At 36.7% G+C, this 24,393-nt stretch carries 23 protein-coding genes; 13 read left to right on the top strand and 10 right to left on the bottom strand.

Annotation, left to right across the window (positions count from 1 at the left end; genetic code table 11):
- The first annotated feature begins 166 nt into the window (after positions 1 to 166).
- From dapF to LBE40_RS07370, 7 genes are all read left to right on the top strand, one after another.
- Positions 167 to 1,018 carry a diaminopimelate epimerase gene (gene dapF, locus LBE40_RS07400; RefSeq protein ID WP_004858052.1) on the top strand — a complete coding sequence of 284 codons (852 nt, stop codon included), beginning with the start codon at positions 167 to 169 and terminating at the stop codon, positions 1,016 to 1,018.
- Complete coding sequence (mtaB, locus tag LBE40_RS07395; RefSeq protein WP_004858053.1) at positions 1,018 to 2,301, top strand: tRNA (N(6)-L-threonylcarbamoyladenosine(37)-C(2))-methylthiotransferase MtaB; 1,284 nt, start codon at positions 1,018 to 1,020, stop codon at positions 2,299 to 2,301. Before dapF ends, mtaB begins: the two co-directional genes overlap by 1 nt.
- 14 nt (positions 2,302 to 2,315) lie before the next feature.
- Positions 2,316 to 3,548 carry a signal recognition particle-docking protein FtsY gene (gene ftsY / locus LBE40_RS07390; protein ID WP_004858055.1) on the top strand — a complete coding sequence of 411 codons (1,233 nt, stop codon included), beginning with the start codon at positions 2,316 to 2,318 and terminating at the stop codon, positions 3,546 to 3,548.
- Positions 3,545 to 4,234, top strand: a complete 690-nt coding sequence (locus LBE40_RS07385; RefSeq protein WP_004858057.1) for a septation protein A — start codon at positions 3,545 to 3,547, stop codon at positions 4,232 to 4,234. Before ftsY ends, LBE40_RS07385 begins: the two co-directional genes overlap by 4 nt.
- Positions 4,235 to 4,303: 69 nt before the next feature.
- Positions 4,304 to 5,065, top strand: a complete 762-nt coding sequence (gloB, locus tag LBE40_RS07380; protein ID WP_004858059.1) for a hydroxyacylglutathione hydrolase — start codon at positions 4,304 to 4,306, stop codon at positions 5,063 to 5,065.
- 2 nt (positions 5,066 to 5,067) lie between these two features.
- Entirely contained in the window at positions 5,068 to 5,565 is a 498-nt protein-coding gene (locus tag LBE40_RS07375; RefSeq protein ID WP_004858061.1) for a hypothetical protein, read from the top strand.
- Positions 5,566 to 5,779: 214 nt separating this feature from the next.
- Positions 5,780 to 6,139 carry a hypothetical protein gene (locus tag LBE40_RS07370; protein WP_245256394.1) on the top strand — a complete coding sequence of 120 codons (360 nt, stop codon included), beginning with the start codon at positions 5,780 to 5,782 and terminating at the stop codon, positions 6,137 to 6,139.
- Positions 6,140 to 6,183: 44 nt separating this feature from the next.
- On the opposite strand, the gene LBE40_RS07365 is transcribed toward LBE40_RS07370, so the two are convergent.
- The 6 genes from LBE40_RS07365 to rho all read right to left on the bottom strand — a co-directional run bounded on the left by LBE40_RS07365 (position 6,184) and on the right by rho (position 13,169).
- Entirely contained in the window at positions 6,184 to 7,089 is a 906-nt protein-coding gene (locus tag LBE40_RS07365; RefSeq protein ID WP_004858064.1) for a ParB/RepB/Spo0J family partition protein, read from the bottom strand.
- Between the two features lie 45 nt (positions 7,090 to 7,134).
- Positions 7,135 to 7,932, bottom strand: a complete 798-nt coding sequence (locus LBE40_RS07360; protein ID WP_004858066.1) for a ParA family protein — start codon at positions 7,930 to 7,932, stop codon at positions 7,135 to 7,137.
- Positions 7,933 to 7,938: 6 nt separating this feature from the next.
- Positions 7,939 to 8,586, bottom strand: coding sequence for a 16S rRNA (guanine(527)-N(7))-methyltransferase RsmG (gene rsmG, locus LBE40_RS07355; RefSeq protein WP_004858068.1), 648 nt, complete (start codon positions 8,584 to 8,586; stop codon positions 7,939 to 7,941).
- Complete coding sequence (mnmG, locus tag LBE40_RS07350; protein ID WP_004858070.1) at positions 8,586 to 10,454, bottom strand: tRNA uridine-5-carboxymethylaminomethyl(34) synthesis enzyme MnmG; 1,869 nt, start codon at positions 10,452 to 10,454, stop codon at positions 8,586 to 8,588. The genes rsmG and mnmG overlap by 1 nt, the downstream gene beginning before the upstream one ends.
- A gap of 108 nt (positions 10,455 to 10,562) precedes the next feature.
- On the bottom strand, positions 10,563 to 11,870 hold the full coding sequence (gene mnmE / locus LBE40_RS07345; RefSeq protein ID WP_004858072.1) for a tRNA uridine-5-carboxymethylaminomethyl(34) synthesis GTPase MnmE: 1,308 nt from the start codon (positions 11,868 to 11,870) through the stop codon (positions 10,563 to 10,565).
- A 33-nt stretch (positions 11,871 to 11,903) separates the two neighbouring features.
- Positions 11,904 to 13,169: a transcription termination factor Rho gene (rho, locus tag LBE40_RS07340; protein WP_004856222.1), complete on the bottom strand. Its 1,266-nt coding sequence runs from the start codon at positions 13,167 to 13,169 to the stop codon at positions 11,904 to 11,906.
- A 655-nt stretch (positions 13,170 to 13,824) separates the two neighbouring features.
- Between rho and LBE40_RS07335 the strand changes: the two genes are divergently transcribed.
- The 6 genes from LBE40_RS07335 to polA all read left to right on the top strand — a co-directional run bounded on the left by LBE40_RS07335 (position 13,825) and on the right by polA (position 20,677).
- On the top strand, positions 13,825 to 14,649 hold the full coding sequence (locus LBE40_RS07335; protein WP_004858073.1) for a pyruvate, water dikinase regulatory protein: 825 nt from the start codon (positions 13,825 to 13,827) through the stop codon (positions 14,647 to 14,649).
- A gap of 12 nt (positions 14,650 to 14,661) precedes the next feature.
- The gene (locus tag LBE40_RS07330) at positions 14,662 to 15,258 is read left to right on the top strand and encodes a Maf family nucleotide pyrophosphatase (protein WP_004858075.1); all 597 of its coding nucleotides are present in this window, start codon (positions 14,662 to 14,664) and stop codon (positions 15,256 to 15,258) included.
- Positions 15,251 to 16,132, top strand: a complete 882-nt coding sequence (locus LBE40_RS07325; protein ID WP_004858077.1) for a shikimate dehydrogenase — start codon at positions 15,251 to 15,253, stop codon at positions 16,130 to 16,132. The genes LBE40_RS07330 and LBE40_RS07325 overlap by 8 nt, the downstream gene beginning before the upstream one ends.
- On the top strand, positions 16,129 to 16,716 hold the full coding sequence (gene coaE, locus LBE40_RS07320; RefSeq protein WP_004858079.1) for a dephospho-CoA kinase: 588 nt from the start codon (positions 16,129 to 16,131) through the stop codon (positions 16,714 to 16,716). Before LBE40_RS07325 ends, coaE begins: the two co-directional genes overlap by 4 nt.
- Before the next feature lie 4 nt (positions 16,717 to 16,720).
- Complete coding sequence (gene dnaQ, locus LBE40_RS07315) at positions 16,721 to 17,428, top strand: DNA polymerase III subunit epsilon (RefSeq protein WP_004858080.1); 708 nt, start codon at positions 16,721 to 16,723, stop codon at positions 17,426 to 17,428.
- Positions 17,429 to 17,770: 342 nt separating this feature from the next.
- The gene (gene polA / locus LBE40_RS07310) at positions 17,771 to 20,677 is read left to right on the top strand and encodes a DNA polymerase I (RefSeq protein ID WP_004858081.1); all 2,907 of its coding nucleotides are present in this window, start codon (positions 17,771 to 17,773) and stop codon (positions 20,675 to 20,677) included.
- On the opposite strand, the gene LBE40_RS07305 is transcribed toward polA, so the two are convergent.
- The 4 genes from LBE40_RS07305 to LBE40_RS07290 all read right to left on the bottom strand — a co-directional run bounded on the left by LBE40_RS07305 (position 20,674) and on the right by LBE40_RS07290 (position 24,392).
- A complete protein-coding gene (locus LBE40_RS07305) occupies positions 20,674 to 21,552 on the bottom strand; it encodes an endonuclease/exonuclease/phosphatase family protein (RefSeq protein WP_004858084.1) in 879 nt (292 codons plus the stop codon). The two genes, polA and LBE40_RS07305, sit on opposite strands and share 4 nt — an antisense overlap.
- Positions 21,553 to 21,669: 117 nt before the next feature.
- Positions 21,670 to 22,443, bottom strand: coding sequence for a Bax inhibitor-1/YccA family protein (locus LBE40_RS07300; RefSeq protein ID WP_004858086.1), 774 nt, complete (start codon positions 22,441 to 22,443; stop codon positions 21,670 to 21,672).
- A gap of 601 nt (positions 22,444 to 23,044) precedes the next feature.
- Entirely contained in the window at positions 23,045 to 23,548 is a 504-nt protein-coding gene (gene lspA / locus LBE40_RS07295; protein WP_004858088.1) for a signal peptidase II, read from the bottom strand.
- Positions 23,538 to 24,392 (bottom strand): TrmH family RNA methyltransferase, encoded by an 855-nt coding sequence (locus LBE40_RS07290; RefSeq protein ID WP_004858090.1) that lies wholly within the window; start codon positions 24,390 to 24,392, stop codon positions 23,538 to 23,540. Before LBE40_RS07290 ends, lspA begins: the two co-directional genes overlap by 11 nt.
- Between the last annotated feature and the right edge of the window lies 1 nt (position 24,393).

The following is a 24,393-nucleotide window of genomic DNA, read 5'->3' as shown; positions in this document are numbered from 1 at the left end:
GCATTTTACAAAGATAAATTAATAATTTAAAAAAATAGGATAAAAATTGTTTATTTCGAACGATAATAATTTTTGCACTATGTTTTATATTCATTAAACACTGGAAATTTATAAGATTTTCAGTCATATATCTTTTGTAGGCAATCACTATAAATAGAGAAATTTCATGAAAATGCCATTCAGCAAAATGAACGGTCTTGGAAATCAAATCATTGTTGCTGATATGCGTGAAAGCACACATGCACTCACACAGCAAGCAATCCTTACTCTCTCGGCAGATCCTCAAACACATTTCGATCAAATTATGGCTATTCACAAAACCACAAAAAATGAAGCTGACTTTCGCATCGAAATATGGAATGCTGACGGCTCGATAGCTAAAGCCTGTGGTAACGGTACACGTTGTGTCATAGCATGGCTCACAGACCACAATTTCGGTGAAAACTTTCGATTAGAAACACCCGCTGGAATTATCGAGGGTAAACGACAAACCAACAACCTCATCTCTGTTGACATGGGATGCCCAAATTTCAATGCAAAAGAAATGCCTGTTTCACGTGAAATAATTGACACCAATCACGTAGAAATTACTGCTGGTCCCTTAAAGGATGCATGCCTTGTCTCTGTTGGTAATCTCCACGCTATTTTTTTTGTTGAGAATGATATTCAACATATTCCATTAGAAAAATATGGACCAAAACTTGAACATGATCCCCTTTTTCCAGAACGGTGCAATATTTCTATTGCGTATGTCATGTCACAAAAAAGCCTAAATTTACGCACATGGGAAAGAGGAGCTGGATTAACGCAAGCATGTGGGAGTGCTGCCTGTGCGAGTGCAGTGGCCGCCTATCGACGTGGACTCACAAAACGCCATATCGATGTGAACTTACTAGGGGGAACACTTAATATTTTTTATCGAGAAGACAATCATATTATCATGACAGGTCCAACCAATTATGAGTTTAGTGGCTTTTTTAACCCTTTAACAGGGAGCTACAAAAAGGATCACTTTTAATGGCAATAGAAGTTGTAACATTTGGTTGTCGTCTGAACAGCTATGAATCTGAAATCATACGCAAAGAAAGCACTTCTTCAGGTCTTGATCAACTCAAAGATGATGCAATCATCTTTAACACCTGTGCCGTCACCGCCGAAGCCGTACGACAAGCAAAACAAGCTATCCGCAAAGCAAGACGTGAAAATCCTCACGCTCGTATTATTGTGACAGGATGTGCCGCACAGACAGAAGCGCAAAATTTTGCCTCCATGACAGAAGTGGATCTTGTTTTAGGGAATGAAGACAAACTCCATGCGCATTCTTATCGTCAACTTCCTGATTTTGGTATCAATCATTCCGAAAAGTTGCGTATTAATAACATCATGGAAGTGCAAAAAATTGCTCCCCATATGGTAAGTGCAATAGAAGAGCGCACACGTGCCTTTGTACAGGTGCAAAATGGATGCGATCACCGTTGTACATTTTGTATCATCCCTTATGGGCGCGGACCATCACGTTCAGTTCCCATGGGCGCTGTTATTGAACAAATCAAACTATTGACAAACAATGGCATTCAAGAAGTAGTTCTGACAGGTGTTGATCTTACAAGTTATGGCCACGATCTCCCTGGAAAAGCCACCCTAGGAAAATTAACTTCAACAATTTTGCATCATGTTCCTGACTTGCCTCGTTTACGTCTGTCATCAATCGATTCTATTGAAGCAGACGAAGAACTCATTAATCTTTTAGCCTATGAAAAAAGGATCATGCCCCATTTGCATTTATCCTTGCAAGCAGGCGATAATATGATCCTAAAAAGAATGAAACGGCGGCATCTGCGCGAACATGCAATTCAATTTTGTCAAGATTTGCGTGCCAAACGTCCTACGATGGTTTATGGAGCCGATTTAATTGCTGGTTTCCCGACTGAAACAGAAGAAATGTTCCAAAACAGTCTTGCTTTGGTCAGTGAGTGTAATTTAACACATCTCCACGTCTTTCCTTTTAGTCCAAGAGAAGGAACACCTGCCGCACGTATGCCACAAATTAACCGTAGAATAGTAAAAATGCGTGCAGAAAGATTGCGCAAAGTAGGTGAGGAAGCTTACCAAAGGCATCTTGTTCGTTTACAAAATAGCCAACAAACAATTCTCGTTGAAAAAGATGAAATCGGACGAACAGAAGATTATACCCTTGTACAAATCAAAGGTGCAAAAGCTGGAACAATTGTTCAAGCCCTTATCGTTGATCATGATGGCGATAAATTGATTGCTGTCCTCCCAAAATTAAACGCAGCTTGAGCAGGAAAACCCTTATGACAAAATCTTTTATAAAAAAAATATTTTCTTTTAACAAATCTAAAGAGCAAGAAACAGAACAAGTTTCCACTCCTTATGAAACCGATATAGAAGAAGAAATTGAATATAAAAGTGAAACCACAAAAAACGATCAATCCTCTCTAGAGAGAGAAAAAGAAGAACAGACAGAAAATCAAAATATCACACCTGTAAAGTATGATGAGAAAATTCCGTCTTTTGAAGCACATTCTCGCAAAGTAATTGTCACAGATATAATCCGTGAAAAAAAAGTTGAAGAGTTTTCATCTATATCTCCTGTTGAACAGAAAAAGACAGCGTGGTTTGGACGCCTTAAAAAAGGTTTATCCCTTTCCTCACAACGCTTAAGTGAATCAATTGGTGACCTTTTTGTTAAAGGAAAACTTGATAAACAAACATTGCAAGAGTTGGAAGATATTCTTATTCAAGCTGATCTTGGTGTAGAAACGGCTACACGCATCACCGATACTTTAGCCTCCAGTCGCTATGAGAAAAATTTATCTCCAGATGACATTCATACTATCGTAGCTGACGAAATAAAAAAAGTATTGGAGCCTGTTGCAGTTCCACTAGAACTTGATCTTAGTCATAAGCCTCACGTTATTTTACTAGTAGGCGTAAATGGTACTGGAAAAACGACAACGATTGGAAAGCTTGCAGCCAAACTCACCGCAGGGGGGCTAAAAGTTATGTTGGCTGCTGGTGATACATTTCGCGCTGCCGCTATTGAACAATTGCATATTTGGGGTGAACGTACAGGATCTCCTGTTATTTCCACAAAACTCGGTGCAGATGCTGCTAGCTTAGCATTTGATGCTTATGAAAAAGCCAAAAAAGCAAACAGCGATGTGTTGATCATTGATACAGCTGGACGCCTACAAAATAAAACTGAATTGATGGACGAATTGGCAAAAATTATTCGTGTTTTAGGTAAACATTCTCCCCAAGCTCCCCATACAATCCTTCAAACACTCGATGCAACTACTGGGCAAAATGCGCTCAATCAAGTGGATATTTTCCGCGATATTGCTGGTGTTAATGGTTTAGTCATGACAAAGCTCGATGGTAGTGCACGAGGAGGGATTCTTATTGCTATCGCAGCAAAATACAAATTACCCGTTTACTTTATCGGTATAGGAGAGAATATTGAGGATCTTCAACCTTTTTCTGCCTCTGAATTTGCCGAAACTATTGCAGGAAAACACATATGAAACAATCTTCTTTTAAACCTCACTCATACAATAACCCCAATTCGAAGAATATGAATAATAACCAAAAAAAGCCCCTTTCACCAACACTTAAGTTTCTCTTGGAAATGGGGCCATTAGTCGTCTTTTTCCTTGCCAATTATAAAGGCGAATGGTTGATAAACAATATCGGACTTTTTAAAAATTTTAATAAACCTATTTTCCCTGCAACAGCTATTTTCATGGTAGCAATCATTATTGCACTAAGCTTATCATGGATTCTGGCACGAAACATTCCTATAATGCCTCTTATCTCGGGAATATTTGTTCTAGTCTTTGGATTCTTAACTCTTTGGCTTCACAATGATACTTTCATAAAAATGAAACCAACAATTATTAATAGTTTATTTGCTCTCATCCTCTTTGGTGGAATGTTTTTTAAAAAACCACTTTTGCGTTATGCCTTGGATTCTACTTTAAAACTCGATGATTTAGGATGGCAAAAACTTACCTATCGCTGGGCATTCTTTTTCGTTTTTCTTGCTCTTTTGAATGAAGTTATTTGGCGTAATTTTAGCGATAATTTTTGGACTAGCTTTAAAGTATTTGGTGTTATGCCTCTAACAGTCCTTTTCATGCTTACTCAAATGCCCCTTATCCTTAAACACTCACAGGGACTTTTTACAGAAAGAGACAAATCTGATTCTTAAATAGAAGACATCTATAATTATAGATTATTTTGTAGATTTATCATTGTACACTGTTCATGGGGAAAAGATATGTTAATTGAACAGTTCATCTGTAGAAACGATAATTTTGGTGTACTCATTCATGATGAAAAAAGCGGCTGCACAGCTGCAATTGATGCACCTGAAAGTGAAGCGATTCATAATGCCTTAAAACGCCGCAACTGGACACTACAGACTATTTTTGTGACTCATCATCATCACGACCATGTAGAAGCACTAGAAGAGTTAAAACAAGTTTATAAGGCTGTCGTTATTGGACCAGAAGCAGAAAAAGAAAAGATTAATCATCTTGACCAAACACTTCAACCTAATGAAAGTTTTTCTTTTGGAACATGCCTGCTTTTAGCTCTTTCAACACCGGGTCATACTTTAGGCGCATTATCTTACTACTTTCCCGAAGAGAATTTACTCTTTGCTGGAGATACACTTTTCTCACTCGGTTGTGGACGACTTTTCGAAGGAACGCCTGCACAAATGCTGAACTCTTTAAAAAAGCTTCGTCAACTTCCCGATGAAACACTTCTTTATTGCGGTCATGAATACACTAAAACCAACGCCCTTTTCGCATTGACACTTGATCCACATAATCAAAAACTTCATAAAAGGGTGGAGGATGTTTTTTTATTGCGCGCAAAAGACGCCATGACTTTACCAGTAACCTTAGGGCAAGAAAAAGCTACCAATCCCTTTCTCCGCTGGGATGATGCTACGTTGCGAAGAAACCTTGCAATGGAAAAAGAAACAGATGAAGAAGTCTTTGCTGAAATTCGAAGAAGAAAGGATAGTTTTTAACCATGTTGAAGCCTGTGTTGCGTTTATTTCCCCTTTTTCTTTTTGTGATACATACCCAAACAGCAATGGCAAAGGAAAAGGACAATAAATTCGATTTCCCGCAGATCATTGCAAATTACATCTTAACAGAAGATTTTCTTTTGAAAATGGAACAAATTAAGAAAGAAGAATGTGAAAACTTACCACCAGAATCAAAAGTATCCAATATCCCATTTTACAGTAGCATTGAGGAAATTACCGCTTATATTTCCGATCAACCAAAACTAATGGATATTTTAAAAAACAATAACATCACGCCTAGAGATTTTGCTGTCGGTTGCAATGCTCTTCAAACAACATTAATAATGCTTTACGAAAATATTTATTACGAGAATCCTAAAGAAAAAGATTCTCTTTTTCATGAAAAAAATACTGTGTTTTTAAGCAATTTGGAATTTGGTAAAAAACATATGCATAGAATATGGACTGTTGTAAGCAAAGTTTGTGACTATCTTATTTAAAAAAATTGATCAACTTCGCAAACGAAGAAGTCTTTGCTGAAATCTGGAGAAGAAAGGATAACTTCTAAGCATGTTTAAGTCTGTCTTGCATTTATTTCCCCTTTTTCTTTTTGTAATATATGCTCAACTAACAATAGCAAAGGAAAAGAACAATAAATTCAATTTCCAACATGTCATTGCAAATTACACCTTAACAGAAGATTTTCTTTTGAAAATGGAACAAATTAATAAAGAAGAGTGTGAAAACTCACCATCAGAATCAAAAATATCCAATACTGAAAAAGCATCTGATATTGAAATTGAACACGATGACAGTGTTGAAGGATTCGCAGCTTCTATTTCTAATCAACCAAAATTAATGAATATCTTAAGAAAAAACAATATCACACCTAAAGATTTTGCTATAGGTACCCGCGCCCTTCAAGCAACATTAACAATTTTAACTTTTCCTGAACTTCTCAAAAAAGAGGGGCTTTCTTTTGATGAAAAAAATACTGTAGTTTCAGATAATTTGGAATTTGCTAAAAAACATATGTATAGAATGCTTGTTATTTTAAAAAGGCGTTGTAAATAGAATCCGTATTATTTTGAATAATTAGCTAAGGTGGTAAACACTCTTTAATTTTGTAAACGCCGACAAATATCATCTAATTGTTCTAATGAAGAATAGTGTATTTTTAAATCACCACCTTTTTTACCATGTCTAATGACAACTTTCATTCCGATGACATCTGCAAGTAATTTTTCTAAAGATTTTGTTTCTGTGTCTTTCTCAACGGTGGTTCGTTTTTTGACTTTAGGATTTGCTTGTTCATATGCAAGTATTTCTGCTTGGCGTACCGAGAGACCTTCACGAATAATTTTTTTCGCCAAATCCTGTGGATTGTCGACGGTAATAAGACAGCGCGCATGACCAGCAGAGAGTTGGCCATCAGTTAAAAATTGTTGTACCTTTGGTGGAAGTTTTAACAAACGGAGTGTATTTGCAACATGACTTCGACTTTTTCCAATCACTTGTGCTAAATCTGCTTGCGTATAACCATGCTCATTCAGTAAAATTTCATATCCCATTGCTTCTTCAATAGGATTAAGATCGGTACGTTGAACGTTTTCAATAATTGCTAATTCCAAAGCCGTCTTATCATCCACATCGCGAACAATAACCGGCAATTGACTTAAATTGGCACGTTGTGCAGCACGCCACCGTCGTTCACCAGCAATCAATTCAAATCGATTAGGATGATCACGCGAAGGCCTTACAATAACAGGCTGAACAACTCCATGCTGGCGAATTGATTGTGCTAAATTATCAAGTTCTGAATCAGTAAAATGACGCCGTGGATTGTGTGGATTACACGAAATAGATTCAAGAGGCACAAATTGCTCATAAATAGGAGAAACTGTATTGGACTCTATCAATTTATCAGCATTCGGCGCACGTACAAGATTGTTATTTAAGTTGATATCTCCAATCAAGGCTGCTAATCCACGTCCCAGTCTTTTTTTTGATTGATCATCATACATAATTTTGCTCTTTAAATTTTCCTACAAAAATTGTTTTTTTACGTTTTAAGCAGCAGCGCGTGCTTGTTTTTCACGTTGAATCACTTCCGATGCCAGACGCAAATAAGCTTGGCTCCCAGCACATTTAAGATCATAAAGCAATACCGGCTTACCAAAAGAGGGGGCTTCTGATACGCGGACATTTCGTGGAATAACAGTACGATAGACTTTATCTCCCATAAAAGATCGTACATCTTCAACAACTTGATTTGAAAGATTATTACGTCCATCATACATTGTTAGAACTATACCTTGAATTTCTAAAGATGGATTAAGTACAGATCTCACTTGCTTTACTGTTTCAAGCAATTGACTTAAACCTTCAAGTGCTAAAAATTCACATTGCATAGGAACCAAAACAGAATCTGCAGCTCCCATAGCATTGAGTGTTAAAAGATTAAGTGACGGGGGACAATCAATTAAAATATAACTGAATTTTTTTTCCATTTTAGGATCATCACAGAGAGCTTTACGTAAACGTTGAATGCGATCTTTTGATGAAGAAATTTCCATTTCTACGCCTAAAAGATCAAGAGTAGAAGGCACAATATGGAGATTGGGTACAGCTGTTTTTAAAGCTGCTTTTGTGACTGAAACCCCTGAAACCAAAACATCATAAGAGGATAAAGGACGGTTATTACGATCAATTCCCAATCCTGTACTGGCATTACCTTGTGGATCAACATCCATAATAAGAACATTTTCCCCAATGGCTGCCAAAGCTGTTGCAAGATTAATTGCTGTGGTTGTTTTGCCGACCCCACCCTTTTGGTTTGCAATAGCGATAATCCGTGTTTCGCTCATTTTGCTTTACCCTCTACATGATCGAACATGAGAAATTTCTAATATAATAGAACTTTCATCAATTTTACTCTTATGTTTTAGCAGATCAAACCGCCAATTGGCAGAGGCATTTTCTATTTCTGTAGCGTAATCCCTACCTTTTTGCAAAAGAGCTATTGTTTTTTTTGTGAATAAAGGAAAAATGAGTTGTAAAAGAGCATCCAGCGAAGCCAATCCTCGTGCTGTTATAACTTCTGGTTTTTTTATTTTTTGGTAAACATCCTCAATTCTACAATGATAAACTTTTGCTGGAAGATTAAGTTGAGCAATGACCATTCGTAAAAAAGCTACTTTTTTACCATTACTTTCAACGAGATCAATATGTCCTGCTTTTTTTTGTTTCAGAAAAATAGCAATAACAATTGCGGGAAATCCACCACCTGAACCAAGGTCACACCAATGAAGAAAATTGCTGTGTAAAGGATACATTTGTGCCGAATCTAAAATATGACGTGTCCAGAGAACTGGTATTGTTGTAGAAGATATTAAATTAATATGTTTGTTCCATTGAATTATTAAAGCTTCAAATTGTATTAAATCCTCCATCGTTTCACGTGAAACAGAAGGAATAATATTTAAAAGTGCTTGATATTTTTGTTCTGTAGAAATATCCATTAAACAAATTGAGCCTTTTCACGTCGTTGGCGTTGAATATACGTAATAATAAGCGATAATGCCGCGGGCGTCATACCATCAATTTTTTGAGCATCAGCAATTGAACGCGGGGATATTTCTTGAATTTTTGTTTTTAGTTCATTTGAAAGACCTGAAATTGCCTGAATATCAAGAGAAGAAGGGATTTCTAAACGCTCATCTCGCTGAAGAGCAGCAATATCTTGTGCTTGCTTTTCTAGATAAACTGCATACTGCGCTTCAATTTCTAAAGATTCAACAGTTTTAGAATCAATTGATCGCAATTGTGGCCAAAAATGTGAAAGACGTTCTATCGTCATATGAGGATAAGCAAGAAGATCATAAGCCGAACGCCGAATTCCATCGTGATTTACCTGTAATCCTCGAGAAGATGCTTCATTAGGTGTTAGAAAAAGTCCCTGACATATTGATCGTGCTAAATCAAGACGTTGTTGTTTTTTCTGATAAAAATCCCAACGGTTTTGACCCACAATACCCCATTGTTGTGCCAAAGGTGTTAAACGAGCATCAGCATTATCAGACCGCAGAGACAAACGAAATTCAGCACGTGATGTAAACATTCGATAAGGCTCACAAACCCCACGTGAAATTAAATCATCTATCATAACACCAATATAGGCTGTAGAACGACTTATAAGAATTTCATCTAATCCAGAAACTTTCCGTGCAGCATTTAATCCAGCTAAAAGTCCTTGTGCTGCAGCTTCCTCATATCCTGTTGTACCATTAATTTGCCCTGCTAAAAACAATCCTGGTAAAGAACGCAATTCTAAAGTTTTAGTCAGTTGTTGTGGATTAACAAAGTCATATTCAATAGCATAACCAGGTTGTAAAACCTTAACATTTTCTAGCCCCTCAATTGTTTTCAATAAAGAAATTTGGACATCTTCAGGAAGAGATGTAGAAAGACCGTTTGGATAAATAGTATCATCATTTAATCCTTCTGGTTCTAGAAAAATCTGATGTCCATCACGTTCCCCAAATTTAATAATTTTATCTTCAACTGAAGGACAATAACGTGGTCCTAATCCTTCAATATTTCCAGAATATAAAGCAGACCGATGAATGTTTTCACGAATAATTTTATGTGTTTGCGCATTCGTACGTGTTATTGCACATTCAATTTGTGACTGTTCAATTTTTTCTGTTAAAAGAGAAAAAGGAACTGGATTTTCATCAGCTTGTTGTTTGGGAAGATACTCCCAACGAATCGTTTTTTTACTGAGACGAGCTGGAGTTCCTGTTTTTAACCTCCCAAGATTTATATTATAATTTTTTAAACGTTCAGCAAGTTTAACACTCGACTGTTCTCCTATCCGTCCAGCAGACCATCTCTTATCACCAATATGAATAAGCCCATTTAAAAATGTCCCTGTAGTTAAAACAACAGCACCAGAAAAAAGCTTTCCCTGTTTTTTTAAAATAACACCTGAAACATTATTATCTTTAACAATCAGATCAATGACTTCATCTTCAAGTAGAATGAGATTATCTTGTTCTTTTAAAAAACTTTGAATTGCTTCTTTATAAAGTTGTCTATCAGCTTGTGTACGCGGTCCTCTTACTGCGGGTCCTTTGCGTCGATTAAGTAGTCTAAATTGAATTCCAGCAGCATCTGCTGCTCTCCCCATAAGACCATCCAAAGCGTCTATTTCACGAACCAGATGTCCTTTTCCAAGCCCACCTATAGCAGGATTACAAGACATTGTCCCTATTGCTGATATTTTATGCGTAACGAGTACGGTCCGCGCTCCAACACGTGCTGAAGCCGAAGCAGCTTCACAGCCTGCATGACCACCCCCAACAACAACGACATCATATAATTGCATTTGTTTCATCCTATAGAGAACCTATTCTCAAGTTTCACGTGAAACAAGATGTAAAATACACAATCTTTTATATCTGTCTATGAAATAATAAATGTTTCACGTGAATCATTATTTACCAACACAAAACTCTGAAAAAATAATATCAAGCAAATCTTCAACATCTATATCTCCCGTAATTTTCCCAAGAAAATCACTTGCACGGCGAAGATGTTCTGCACGTAAACTTATATCAAGAGTATGATCATTTATGGAAAGTTCTATCTCTTTAACAGCTTCTTTTAATAACTGAAGTTGCCTTTTACGTGCTGGAACAATATTTCCAATTTCAGCAGCACGACGTAAACAAAATGACTCAATTTCTTTAATAAAATAATCAAAATTCAAACCAGTTATTGTAGAAAACTGTATAGACCAATGATTTTCATTTTTTTTATAAAGGTCAAGTTTATTACCAACACGCCATATTTCAGCCGAAGTTTTTGGTAATTTAACCTCTTTTGGATTTAGCATATCATAAACTAAAATAACTAAATCAGCATCCCTAACATGCTGCTTTGCTACCTCTATTCCTAATTGCTCAATTTTGTTTTCTGTTTCCCTAAAACCAGCAGTATCCGTCACAAAGACCGGTAAACCACCAAAAACAAGTTTCATTTCCAAAGCATCACGAGTCGTTCCCGCTTCTTCTGTCACAATAGCAATAGGTCTTCCAGCCAAACGATTTATAATACTTGATTTTCCAGAATTTGGAGCACCAGCAATAACAATCTTTAATCCATCACGTAAAATACTAGCACGCTCTCCTTCATCAATATGTTTGCGAAGAGAAGCACAAAATTCTTCCATATCTTTCCAAATTTCATCAGATATTGAGTTTGGGATGTCAGCTTCATCAGAAAAATCAAGCTCCGCTTCTATAAAAGCACGTGCTTTTATAAGCTTATGACGCCAATCACGATAAAGTGTTGTTAAATGTCCACTTGTCCCCATAACTGCTAAACGTCGCTGACTTTCCGTTTCTGCATCTATTAAATCAGCAAGACCTTCGGCTTGAACAAGATCTAATTTTCCCTCTATAAATGCACGACGCGAAAACTCACCTGCTTCTGCAATACGACATCCAGTAAATGTGGATAACTCATCGAGAAAACGATTAACAACTGCTTTACCTCCATGTAAATGAAATTCTGCACAATCCTCCCCTGTAAAACTATGAGGAGCAGGAAAAAAAACAGTTAAAGCAGAATCTAGAAAACTACCATCACGAGCAGTAAGATTTCCGTAATGCATGAACCGCGCTTTTGGTAAGTAACCACAAAGCGTTTTAACTACATTTACAACATGGGGACCAGAAAGCCGAATGACTGCAACCCCTGAAGGCAACAATCCACTCGAAACAGCAAAGATTGTATCCACAGGATATATCCCAATCAAAAAAATCCAATACTTCTACGTATTCATTGAATCAAAGAATTCACTATTGTTTTTTGTTTGTTTTAATTTATCAATCAAAAACTCAATTGCATCTGTTACATTCATAGGCGCCAAAATACGACGAAGTACAAAAATTTTATGTAAATCTTGCCGTGCTACTAAAAGCTCTTCTTTACGTGTTCCTGACTTCAATATATCCATAGCTGGGAAAATTCGCTTATCAGCAACTTTACGATCAAGAACAATTTCCGAATTACCAGTACCTTTAAATTCTTCAAAAATAACCTCATCCATACGACTACCAGTATCAATCAAAGCCGTTGCAATAATGGTTAAAGATCCACCTTCTTCAATGTTACGTGCTGCACCAAAAAAACGCTTTGGACGCTGTAGCGCATTTGCATCTACACCACCTGTTAAAACCTTACCTGATGAAGGAACAACCGTATTATACGCACGTCCAAGACGTGTAATAGAATCGAGAAGAATAACGACATCACGCCCATATTCAACAAGACGTTTTGCTTTTTCAATAACCATCTCAGCTACTTGCACATGACGAATTGCTGGTTCATCAAAAGTAGAAGAAACTACTTCTCCTTGTACAGAACGCTGCATATCAGTAACTTCTTCTGGTCGTTCATCTATTAAAAGAACAATAAGATAACATTCAGGATGATTAGTCGTAATAGAATGAGCAATATTCTGTAGTAAAACTGTTTTTCCTGTTCGCGGAGGTGCTACAATTAATCCTCTTTGCCCTTTTCCCAAAGGTGATATTAAATCAATCACCCGTGATGACATATCCTTCTCTGTAGGATCTTGTATTTCCATTTGAAAACGTTCATTAGAATAAAGGGGAGTGAGATTATCAAAATGAATTTTATAACGAATTTTCTCAGGATCTTCAAAATTGATTGTATTAATTTTAAGAAGAGCAAAATAACGTTCTCCCTCTTTTGGACTTCGTATAGGACCTTCAACGGTATCCCCTGTTTTCAAAGAAAAAGATTGAATTTGTGCCGGAGAAAGATAAATATCATCAGGTCCTGGAAGATAATTAGCATCAGCAGACCGCAAAAATCCAAATCCATCTTGTAAAACTTCAACAACGCCCTCGCCAATAATTTCTACATCTTGCAAAGCAAGTTTTTTCAAAATAGCGAACATTAATTCCTGTTTACGCATCAGAGAAGCATTTTCAACTTCCAATGTTTCAGCAAAAGAGACAAGTTCAACGGGATTTTTACTTTTAAGTTCTTGTAGTTTCATTTCTTGCATGAAATATGCTCTTTAGAGTGACGGGAGATTATCCTTAAATTAATTTACGGAAATTTTAGAGAATGGAACATTCTTGTAAGAAAAACACATTATACACTTAATTTTTTTAATCTGCAAGCACCATTTATATGAACTATATTCATATAAAATTAAGTAATTCTATAAAAAAATTGCTTATATAAATTAAAACACTCAAAAATGTGTCATTTCATAAGACATTTTAATAGTATTTAAGGAAAATTATATAATAATATCATTATTCATAGATTAAAGTAAACTTATCTTATAATTCTAAAAAAGGTTGGATTTAACTTGTATCATTAATAAATTATTATTCAAAATTATTTTTATTTTTTCCAGATTTTTTTATATTAATAAATTTTTAAAAGGAAGGATTCTTCTTATTTAAACCTGTGTTTAATGTGGATTACTATTTATACTTTATTTATCCTCTATTTTATCCACAAAAGAAAATGGAAAAAAAAGAAGTAAAACATTATTTTGAAGGTATTATCCTCGTTTTTCTCTCATAAGAGGATTTAAATTATCACAACTGTTCAATTTGTGCATAATAATGGAAAATTTTTCCTAAATTTTAATTTTATAAAAAAACTCGGGGTATATGCACATTTGTTAACAAGGAGTTAAAATTTTTGTGACAAAAGAAAAAAAATCCTTTCATTTACATATGCTTTCTGATGCAACAGGAGAGACATTAATTTCTGTTGGTAGAGCTGTTGCTTCACAATACACAATGAGCCAAGTAATAGAGCATATTTATCCGATGATTCGTAATGAAACACAGTTGGAGAGAGCTCTTAATGAAATACAGCAAGAGCCGGGTATTGTTCTTTACACAATCATTGATAAAAAAATAAAACTCCTTCTTAGGAAAAAATGTGAAAAAATAAAAGTTCCCTGTATTGACATACTGCATCCTGTTCTAGATGCTTTTCAGACATATCTTGGAATGCCGACCAATTTACGTGCGAGTGCGCAACATGATCTCAATGCAGATTATTTTCGCCGTATTGAAGCACTTGATTTTACAATAGAGCATGATGATGGACAGTCTTCCAATGATTTATCGGATGCGGATGTGATACTTGTAGGAATATCGAGAACTTCTAAAACGCCTACAAGTATTTATTTAGCAAATCGTGGAATTAAAACAGCTAACGTTCCTCTTATTCCGAATATTGGTTTACCAGAAGCCCTTTTGGAAGCAAAAAATGCTTTGATTATTGGTTTAATAGCTTCAGCTGAAAGAATTTCACATATTCGTCAAAATCGGGATTTGGGGAATAGTTTTGCCCTTGAAAGTTATACAAACCGTATCAGTATAGCTGAAGAATTGACTTATGCAAAACGTATTTGTGAACGTTTTGGTTGGCCTATTATTGATGTCACAAGACGTTCTATTGAAGAAACGGCTGCAGCTATATTTGAACTTTTATCGCGATTTCGTGAAGGAAAATAAAAGAAGACTCTCATGCTAGCAGATACTTTAATCTTAGCATCCCTTAGTTCCTATCGTGCGCAATTATTGAAAAAAGCAGGTTTAAATTTTTTAATTGAAGGAGCTTCTTTTGATGAAAGAGAAGTAGAAAAAATAGGAAAAACAAAGACTCCTAAAGAACTCAGTTGTTTTCTTGCAAGTGAAAAGGCAAAAAATGTTTCTGATCGCTTTCCTCATGCTTTGGTCATTGGTTGTGATCAAGTACTTGATTTGGAAGGACAGGTTTTTCACAAAGTCACAAGTAGCAAGGAAGCACATCAACGTTTATCTGATCTATCAGGAAAAACCCATGCTCTTCATAGTGCAGTAGCTTTATTTCAGAATGGCCAAGAAATTTGGGTGGAAGCTTTTAGTGCGTATATGTTAGTACGTCCTCTTTCATCAGAATTTATTGAACGTTATTTAGCTCGTGTGGGAACAGCTGTTTTTAACAGCGTGGGAGTTTATCAAATTGAAGGGGAAGGAATCCATCTTTTTGAAAAAATTGATGGAGATTTTTTTACTATTATTGGTTTACCTTTGTTACCTTTATTAGCAAAATTACGTCATTTGGGAATTATTGATGGTTAACTTTACAATAAAACGCGAAAAAATAATTTATCCACGCGCTTTTGTTGTTGGCACTCCTATTCATCATTCAAAGTCGCCAAAAATTCACAATTTTTGGCTTAAACAATATAATTTACAAGGCGAATATCTAGCACAAGAAGTAACATCTGAAAAATTTAGTGATTTTCTTGTATCTATACAAAAGAGGGGTTTTTGTGGGGGTAATGTTACTCTGCCACATAAACAGAAAGCTTTTCATTTAGCTAATTATAAAGATGATGTAGCAACAATGATTGGTGCTGCTAATACACTATGGTATGAAAGGGATAAACTTTGTGCCACAAATACTGATGCTTATGGTTTCAGTGCTAATCTTGATGATTCTATTTCTGATTGGGTTGGGGAGACAGCTCTTGTTTTTGGTGCTGGTGGTGCTGCACGTGCAATCTTATATGCTTTAAAGGAGCGTGGATTTGAACGTATTTTCTTGGCTAATCGTACAAAAAAACGGGCAGATGATTTAGCCGAACATTTTGGAAAACCTGTTAAAGCCCATGATTGGCACTGTTCTAGTGAAATACTTTACCAAGCTGATTTAATTGTCAACACGACTTCTGTGGGGATGACAAATCCACACGAGAATAAAGGTGTTTCTTTTTTTTGCGATTTTCATAAAACAAAAACATCAGCGTTGGTAACAGATATTGTTTATACACCATTGATAACGCCTTTTTTACAACAAGCAAAAGCACATGGTTTAAGGATAGTAGATGGACTTGGTATGCTTTTACATCAAGCTGTCCCTGGTTTTGAACGATGGTTTGGAATAAGACCACAGGTTACAAAGGCGTTACGAGCAGCAATTTTAGAGGACATGGGTGAAGAAAAGGAATGAAAATCATAGGACTTACTGGATCAATTGCTATGGGAAAATCAACAGTTGCTGATTTTTTCAAACAAGCTGGTATTTCTGTTTTTAATGCTGATGAAGCGGTACACAAACTTTACGAGAGTGAACCAACTTTATCACTCATAGCACGTACATTCCCTACTGTTATTGAAAATGGTAAAGTTAATCGCCTAAAGCTTTCTGAAATTTTGATGAACAATAATGAACAATTACAAACATTAGAAAAAATAATTCATCCTTTAGTCAAAAAAAAAGAAAAAGAGTTTATTGATACAGCGCGCCAAAAAGGAGAAAAATTAGTTGTTCTTGATATTCCACTTCTTTTTGAAACGAAGAGTGAAAAACGTGTAGACAGTGTAGTTGTTGTCTCTGCTCCACGAGCAATACAAAAAAAGCGTGTAATGATTCGTCCAAATATGAATAAAAAAAAATTTGCCTTGATCAATGCTAGACAAATGTCTGATGAAAAAAAGCGAGAACGTGCTGATTTTATTATTGATACAGGAAAAAATTTAGAGAATACACGTCAACAAGTTTTTTGCCTGATAAAAAGTTTGCTAAAGAAGTAAAATAATGCGTGAAATTGTTTTTGATACAGAAACAACAGGTTTAGATAAAGAGAAAGATCGCATAATCGAAATCGGTTGTGTAGAGATGATTGATCGTTATCTTACAGGACACCGATTCCATGTTTATTTGAATCCGCAAGGCGTTATTATTCCTGATGAAGTTGTAGCAATTCATGGATTGACCAATGAACGATTAAAGAATGAAAAAATCTTTAGTGATATTGCTGATGAGTTTTTGGAATTTATTAATGGCGCAACAATGATTGCGCATAATGCGAGTTTTGATATTGGCTTTCTTAATGCAGAATTAGAACGAGTGAATAAACCACTTATCAGCGTTGATAACATTCTTGATACATTGGCTATGGCGCGGCGTAAATTTCCCATGGGCCCTAATTCTCTTGATGTTTTGTGCAAACGCTTTGGAATTGATAATAGCCATCGTGTTCTTCACGGTGCTTTGCTTGATGCGGAGATTCTTGCCGATGTTTATATTGAACTCATTGGTGGAAAGCAGGGCGTATTGGGTTTTGATAACAGGGAGAGCATTGATGAGGATACTCAAAATGACAAAGATGCCCTCTACGCAGTTAAATTTCGCCCACAGCCTTTACCTTCAAGACTAAGTGCACAAGAAAGAAGTATGCATGCTGATTTTATCAATAAAATGGGTAAAAAAGCTCTGTGGAATGACTTTGAAGTTCCTGAATAACTCGACCATCTTTTTCCTGAAAAAGTTATTTGAAAGCCTAGGAAGAACAGAGCCTCTAGAAGTGTGTTCCTCAAAAAAATACGGTCGTTGTGGGGAGGGGAACACCACAACGACCCTGTCGCTACATAGTACCTCAGCTATCATAGGAGGAGCAAAATGAAAGCTATTATATCCTGTAACAGCAAAGAAAAGCTCTAGGTACTAAACATAAGCCGTAACGACTTCATGCTTTATGAAAAGAAAAAATGGCTTTTTAGAGGCAGATTGATAAATTTTAAAAATGAGAGTGAAAAAAATATATAAAAGTGAATGTTTTTTTTGAAATGGAGAAATGAAATTGTCATGAAAGCAACAGATCATCTTTTTTTGGTTGATGGATCGGGTTATATTTTTCGTGCTTACTACGCTTTGCCACCTTTAAAGCGTAAAAAGGATGGGCTTCCTGTGGGAGCTGTAGCTGGTTTTTGTAATATGCTGTGGAAATTGCTCTGTGATGCCCGTAATACAGCTACCGGCGTTGTTCCAACGCATTTTGCTGTTATTTTTGACTATTCATCCGATACATTTCGGAAACAAATTTATCCACAATATAAAGCTAATCGAGAGACACCTCCTGAAGATCTTATTCCTCAATTTACTCTAATACGCCAAGCAACAAGGGCTTTTAATTTGCCTTGTATCGAAAAGGAAGGATTTGAAGCGGATGATTTAATTGCTACCTATGCAACACTGGCAACAAAGATTGGGGCAAAAACAACGATTATCTCTTCTGATAAAGATCTTATGCAATTAGTAAATACGCATGTATCTTTATATGATGGAATGAAAGATAAGCATATCGGTATTTCTGAGGTTATAGAGAAATGGGGTGTAGTTCCTGAAAAAATGGTCGATTTGCAGGCTTTGATTGGAGATCCGACAGATAATGTTCCAGGAATTCCGGGCATTGGTCCCAAAATTGCAGCCCAATTGTTAGATCAATTTGATTCTCTTGATTTTTTGTTACAGCGAGTGACAGAAGTTAAACAAACAAAACGACGTGAAAATATTCAAATTTATAGTGAACAAGCAAAAATTTCTCGCGAACTCGTTCGGCTTAAAACAGATGTACCTGTAGATAATAATTTAGATGATTTTGTTTTAGAATCACAAGATGGTCCACGCTTAATCGCTTTTCTTAAAGCGATGGAATTTACGACATTAACACGTCGTGTAGCAGCGACAACAGAATGTGACGCAGCAATTATTGATGCACTCGATATAAATGTTGAGTGGGAAAAACCCGCCCATGGGCGTGATTTTTATGTTAAAAAAGTTGAGGGAGCATCTTTTCATGATTTTTCTGAAAATTCTCCACAATGTTTAGCACAAAAACGTAAAGATCAAGCTCTTACCCAAAAAATTACAAGAGATACCTATACGACTATTCTTGATGAAGAAATCTTGAAAAAATGGTTGTCAAAAATACAAGAGCAAGGCTTCTTTGCTTTTGATACTGAAACCACTTCTCTTGATCCACTGCAAGCAAAGCTTGTTGGTTTTTCATTGGCATTACAGCCTGGAGAAGCTGCTTATGTACCCCTTGAACATATTGAAGGAGGAGATAATCTTTTAGGCGGTGGGCGCATTGTCAAGCAGATTGAGGTACAAAAAGCTTTGGCACTTTTAAAGCCGATATTAGAAGACCAGTCGGTGTTAAAAATTGGTCAGAATATAAAATATGATTGGTTGGTGATGAAGCAATACGGCATTGTGATACGCTCTTTTGATGACACCATGCTTTTATCATATGTTTTAGATACAGGAACACTAACACATAATATGGACGATTTATCTGAGCGTTGGCTTGGACATAAACCGATTGCTTACAAAGATCTAACGTATAACGGAAAAAAGATAACTTCTTTTGCGCAAGTGGATTTAAAACAGGCAACTCTTTATGCAGCAGAGGATGCTGATGTAACACTGCGTTTGTGGCAAGTTTTAAAACCGCAACTTGTAGCGCAAGGGATGACAAAAATTTATGAACGTCTTGATCGACCACTGGTAGAAGTTCTTGCAAGAATGGAAGAACGCGGAATTCTTGTTGATCGACAGATTTTATTGCGTCTTTCAGGAGAATTAGCGCAGGCTGCTTTTCTTCTAGAAGAGGAAATTTATCAGTTGGCTGATGAAAAGTTTAATCTTTCCTCGCCAAAGCAATTGGGTGATATCCTTTTTGGCAAAATGGGATTACCTGGAGGTGCTAAAACCAAGGGTGGACAGTGGTCAACCTCTGCGCAGACCTTAGAGGAGTTAGCTGCTGAAGGTCATATTTTACCTCGTAAAATTATTGATTGGCGTCAACTTGCAAAGCTAAAATCCACTTATGCAGATGCTCTACCTTCTTACATTTTACCAAAAACAGGGCGTGTTCATACCAATTATTCTTTGGCAACAACATCAACGGGGCGGTTGTCATCATCAGATCCCAATTTACAAAATATTCCAGTGCGGACTGCTGAAGGGCGTAAAATACGCACGGCTTTCATCGCTCCAAAAGGACATGTGCTACTATCGGCTGATTATAGCCAGATTGAATTGCGCATTCTTGCACATATTGCCGACATTACGGCGTTAAAGAAAGCTTTTTCCCAAGGTCAGGATATTCACGCTATAACGGCATCGCAAATGTTTGAGGTTCCTATAGAGGGAATGCACTCAGATATACGACGACGTGCAAAAGCGATTAATTTTGGCATTATTTATGGCATTTCAGCCTTTGGATTAGCCAATCAATTGGGTCTTTCACGGCAGGAAGCTGGGCGTTATATTCAACTTTATTTTGAAAGATTTCCGGGAATTAAAGACTATATGGAGACGACTAAAACATTTGTACGCCAAAATGGTTATGTAGAGACCATTTTTGGACGCCGTATCCATTATCCGGAAATAAAAGCAGCTAATCTACAAGTTCGTTCTTTTAATGAACGTGCTGCTATCAATGCACCGATTCAAGGATCAGCAGCGGATATTATTCGTCGTGCCATGATTCAAATGGGAGAAGCTTTGGAAAAAGAAAAACTATCGGCAAAGATGCTGCTACAAGTGCATGATGAACTCATTTTTGAGGTACCAGAAGACGAAAGTGAAAAAACCATGGCTGTTGTTAAAAAGGTTATGGAAAATGCTACAATGCCGGTTTTTTCTTTGTCTGTACCACTTGAAGTAAAAGTAATGGTTGCTCAAAATTGGGATGAGGCACATTAGCCTTTTTCGCTTATTTTGTTTTTAAGAATGGTCATTGCATTGGCAAGGTCAAGATAAGCTTTGATAGGCAAATGATCTGAAGCAATACGTGCAAGTGGTGAATGATGGTTTTCAATATTTGTCAGCAATTGATGGGGAAAAGCAAGAATTCTATCAAGAGCCAAAAAGGGAAAGCGAGAAGGAAAGCTTGGTACAGTTCCAAGTGTGCTATCAAAATAGGGAGAGAAATGATTTAAAGAAGAGCCTTTTCCCATCCGCCATTCATTAAAATCCCCAACGAGGAGTGTAGGCATAAGGGGGCGTTTTTGCAGAAGTGCAAGGAGCGTTTTTGTTTGTTGATTACGAGAATGGCGTAATAAGCCAAAATGAGCGGCAATAATACGTATAAGGCCTACTTCCATTTCAAACTCTACAATCACAGCACCACGTGGTTCAATACCAGGAAGAGTGACTTGTAAGATATCGCGTACATGTCCTTTTCGCAAAAAAAGAGCGTTACCATGCCAGCCATGCCCTTGAGGTGACATGGTATTCAGGGGCACTGGAATCAGACCTGTTTCGGCCTTTAATAGTTGAAGATCAATCAAGCCAATGCGTTCACCAAAACGTTTGTCTGCTTCTTGAAGGGCAAGAATATCAACGCGTAATTCAGCAATAACACGTACAATACGCGCAGGATTAAAAATTTTATCAACACCTACGCATTTATGAACATTATAGGAAGCAACAGTAAGATCATAGTTATTGTTCTGATTGATTATCTCTGATCGATGACGAGAATAGCTGCGAATTGTATGTAAAAGGGAACTACGAAGCTTTTGCTGGATAAATGCGGTAAACTGAGGAAATTTTTGTTTATAAGGTGTCTTTGTCATTTTATGAAGTGTGTTGTACTAAGAGGTAAAGTGTAAGCATTTTTGCTAAAAACAAAAGAACCTTGTTTCTTTTTAGAAACAAGGTTCTTTAATTGAGCTATAACTTTGATTTTGCAATCAATCACGGTTTGAGCCAAGAAATTGTAGCAAAAAGACAAACATATTGATGAAATCAAGATAAAGATTCAGTGCACCCATAATAATCTTACGACCTTTCGTGTCACTTTCATCTCCTTCGTAATACATCAATTTAATGCTCTGTGTGTCGTAAGCTGTTAAACCAGCAAAAATCAACACGCCAATCACGGAGATAGCAAATTGCAAGGCACTTGATCCAAGAAAGATATTCACAATCATAGAAAAAAACAAACCTATCAAACCCATAAAAAGGAATGAACTCATGGCCGTAAGGTCACGCTTTGTTGTATAACCATAAAGTGAAAGAGAGCCAAAAGCAGCAGCGGTAATGACAAATGTTTGCACAATACTTTCTGTTGTATAGCGCAAAATGATTGAGGACAGTGAAAGCCCAACGAGAGCGGCATAACCAAAAAAGAGACTGCGGGCTGCACTTGTACTCAACGTGTTGATTTTGAAACTGAGGAATAATACTGCCACAAGTGGTGCAAACATAAAAATATAAGAGAGTGGCGATGTATAAAATGTTACTCCAAACGAGGTTAAGTAAACACTGCTATTGATTTGAGCGGCTGCCTGGCTCATATCTGTTGTCGTTGCTAATGATGCAATTGCGTAAGCAGCAGCGGCTGTAATAAGCAAACCAATGGCCATTGTATTATAGACGCCCAGCATATAGCTGCGCAATCCTTGATCAATTGATGTATCGGCACGGGAAACAGACGCCGAACGTAAATTTTTGAAATCAGCCATAATATAAAGTCCTTTAGCATATGTTCCGCCAGATATTGGAGTTGAAAAGAATCGCTGTCGTCACGAAAAGGAGTCTTGTACAAGCCTCTTAATCTTAGCATATACAACCAACTCCAGGCGCCGCTGGCGGAATCCAGCATACCTCCCCTTATTATGGAGATTTATTTTAAAATTACAAGAGACTTGTCTAGGAAAGAAACCTTACAAATTGGTAAGGAAAAGTCTTTTTTGTAATATAAAACCACTAAGTCTCTTTTGTAATATTTTGTGTGAAAGAAATGGTTAAGATATGAGATTTTTATTTCTCACATGAGTGATATAACGTAAAATCCATTGGGCAAGACCACCTTTACCTTTATAAAGGTAAAATGAGGATACGATCATTCTATTTGTCAAATCTCCCAATTTTGTATTTGTTCTTGCACGATTTACCAAAGGCATATTGAGTCTTTTAAAAACAGCATTTCCAAGACATATAACAATTCATTTATTGACTTGTTATTGAACGGTTTTTTCTAATTCAGAATAAAGAAATAAAGCTGTGCACATCTTATAAATATGTTGTATAAAATATAACTATTTTGAGCCGATGAATAGGCTCTTATTTGGAAAATGTATGATTGGAAGGACGTTTTGCTTTTATCCAGATACGCAATTCTTCAATAAGGATAGCAATGACACCAAGTGTGATAAAACTATCTGCAAGATTGAAAATAGCAAAATAAAAAATATCATCGATATGAAAGAGTATATAATCAGTAACATGGTGGAAACGGATACGATCAATAAGATTTCCTATAGCTCCGCCAATAATAAGGGTAAGACCAAAGCGCGTTAAAGACTTATTATATTCAATATTTTTCCAGAGCCATAAAAGAAAAACAATAATAACGAATGTAATGGCGATAAGTCCCCAGTGAGAAAAGGAAGAAAAAAACGAAAATGCAATACCAGAATTACGCACATGATAGAGGGAAAGAAAAGGAAGAAGTGGTTGTGCTGTTCCTAAAGGCATATTGTGCATAACCCAGTATTTGATTGCTTGATCAAACCCTATTGTAAGTGCCAAGCCAAGGAGAAAAAAAGGAAGTGATTTACGTATCATATTCTAGCCTCACATGCTCCAGTGTTAAATAAGGGCGGCGGATTTCATAAAGCATAATAGCTGTTGCTATCGCTAGATTAAGCGAATCAGCGCGTCCACTTTGTGGAATGCGCGCGAGTTTATCACAACGATTCGCAAGGCTATCTGGTAAACCCTGTTTTTCATTTCCCATTAAAAGTATAATAGGGCCGCCTTTGAAATCAATTGTACGGTAATCGGTAGACCCTTTGAGATGCGTGCCAATAATCATGCCTTTAAAGTGAGCAGACCAGTTTAGAAAGGCGCTTTCACCAAAACGATAAAGTGGAATGGAAAAAATTGATCCCATTGTTGCACGTACTGTTTCGGGTGAGAAGGGATCTGTTGTTTCGCCAATCAAAATAACACCTTTAGCTCCTACGGCATCGGCAGTGCGAATAATGGTGCCAAGATTTCCAGGGTCACGCACTCGATCAAGCGCGACATAAACGTCATTGACCTGTCCTTTTATCATTTCAAGTGGTTGCCACTGTTGTTTGAAGATACCAATAACTGTTTGTGGATTATCGCGACGGGTAATGGATTCCATCACTTTTTGTGAGGCTTTAATGACAAAACCGCCATTTGCCACAGTGCGCGCAGCGGTGTTTTCGATAGCAGTGTTCTCCATTTTGCTTTTAGAAAAAATGAGTGTTTGTATTGTCCAGCCGAGATTGAGAGCATCAATCACCAATTTCAGTCCTTCTGCCATGAAAAGACCTTCTCGATTACGGTTTTTCTTCTGGCTAAGTGCTCGAAGGTCCTTGATGATAGGATTGCTAAGGGAGCTTATTTCTTTAACTTTACCGATTTTTGGTATACACATA

Source organism: Bartonella taylorii (assembly GCF_023920105.1).
Classification (GTDB): domain Bacteria; phylum Pseudomonadota; class Alphaproteobacteria; order Rhizobiales; family Rhizobiaceae; genus Bartonella; species Bartonella taylorii.
This window is presented reverse-complemented; position numbering and strand designations above follow the sequence as displayed.

Bases quoted from the DNA above. Each gene is read 5' to 3' on its own strand.
- polA (WP_004858081.1), top strand. From the start codon at position 17,771: ATGAAAGCAACAGATCATCTTTTTTTGGTTGATGGATCGGGTTATATT.
- LBE40_RS07375 (WP_004858061.1), top strand. From the start codon at position 5,068: ATGTTGAAGCCTGTGTTGCGTTTATTTCCCCTTTTTCTTTTTGTGATA.
- ftsY (WP_004858055.1), top strand. From the start codon at position 2,316: ATGACAAAATCTTTTATAAAAAAAATATTTTCTTTTAACAAATCTAAA.
- LBE40_RS07305 (WP_004858084.1), bottom strand. From the start codon at position 21,552: ATGACAAAGACACCTTATAAACAAAAATTTCCTCAGTTTACCGCATTT.
- mtaB (WP_004858053.1), top strand. From the start codon at position 1,018: ATGGCAATAGAAGTTGTAACATTTGGTTGTCGTCTGAACAGCTATGAA.
- LBE40_RS07290 (WP_004858090.1), bottom strand. From the start codon at position 24,392: ATGTGTATACCAAAAATCGGTAAAGTTAAAGAAATAAGCTCCCTTAGC.
- gloB (WP_004858059.1), top strand. From the start codon at position 4,304: ATGTTAATTGAACAGTTCATCTGTAGAAACGATAATTTTGGTGTACTC.
- LBE40_RS07365 (WP_004858064.1), bottom strand. From the start codon at position 7,089: ATGTATGATGATCAATCAAAAAAAAGACTGGGACGTGGATTAGCAGCC.
- dapF (WP_004858052.1), top strand. From the start codon at position 167: ATGAAAATGCCATTCAGCAAAATGAACGGTCTTGGAAATCAAATCATT.
- LBE40_RS07300 (WP_004858086.1), bottom strand. From the start codon at position 22,443: ATGGCTGATTTCAAAAATTTACGTTCGGCGTCTGTTTCCCGTGCCGAT.
- coaE (WP_004858079.1), top strand. From the start codon at position 16,129: ATGAAAATCATAGGACTTACTGGATCAATTGCTATGGGAAAATCAACA.
- LBE40_RS07325 (WP_004858077.1), top strand. From the start codon at position 15,251: ATGGTTAACTTTACAATAAAACGCGAAAAAATAATTTATCCACGCGCT.
- LBE40_RS07330 (WP_004858075.1), top strand. From the start codon at position 14,662: ATGCTAGCAGATACTTTAATCTTAGCATCCCTTAGTTCCTATCGTGCG.
- LBE40_RS07385 (WP_004858057.1), top strand. From the start codon at position 3,545: ATGAAACAATCTTCTTTTAAACCTCACTCATACAATAACCCCAATTCG.
- LBE40_RS07370 (WP_245256394.1), top strand. From the start codon at position 5,780: ATGGAACAAATTAATAAAGAAGAGTGTGAAAACTCACCATCAGAATCA.
- LBE40_RS07360 (WP_004858066.1), bottom strand. From the start codon at position 7,932: ATGAGCGAAACACGGATTATCGCTATTGCAAACCAAAAGGGTGGGGTC.
- rsmG (WP_004858068.1), bottom strand. From the start codon at position 8,586: ATGGATATTTCTACAGAACAAAAATATCAAGCACTTTTAAATATTATT.
- mnmG (WP_004858070.1), bottom strand. From the start codon at position 10,454: ATGCAATTATATGATGTCGTTGTTGTTGGGGGTGGTCATGCAGGCTGT.
- lspA (WP_004858088.1), bottom strand. From the start codon at position 23,548: ATGATACGTAAATCACTTCCTTTTTTTCTCCTTGGCTTGGCACTTACA.
- rho (WP_004856222.1), bottom strand. From the start codon at position 13,169: ATGCAAGAAATGAAACTACAAGAACTTAAAAGTAAAAATCCCGTTGAA.
- dnaQ (WP_004858080.1), top strand. From the start codon at position 16,721: ATGCGTGAAATTGTTTTTGATACAGAAACAACAGGTTTAGATAAAGAG.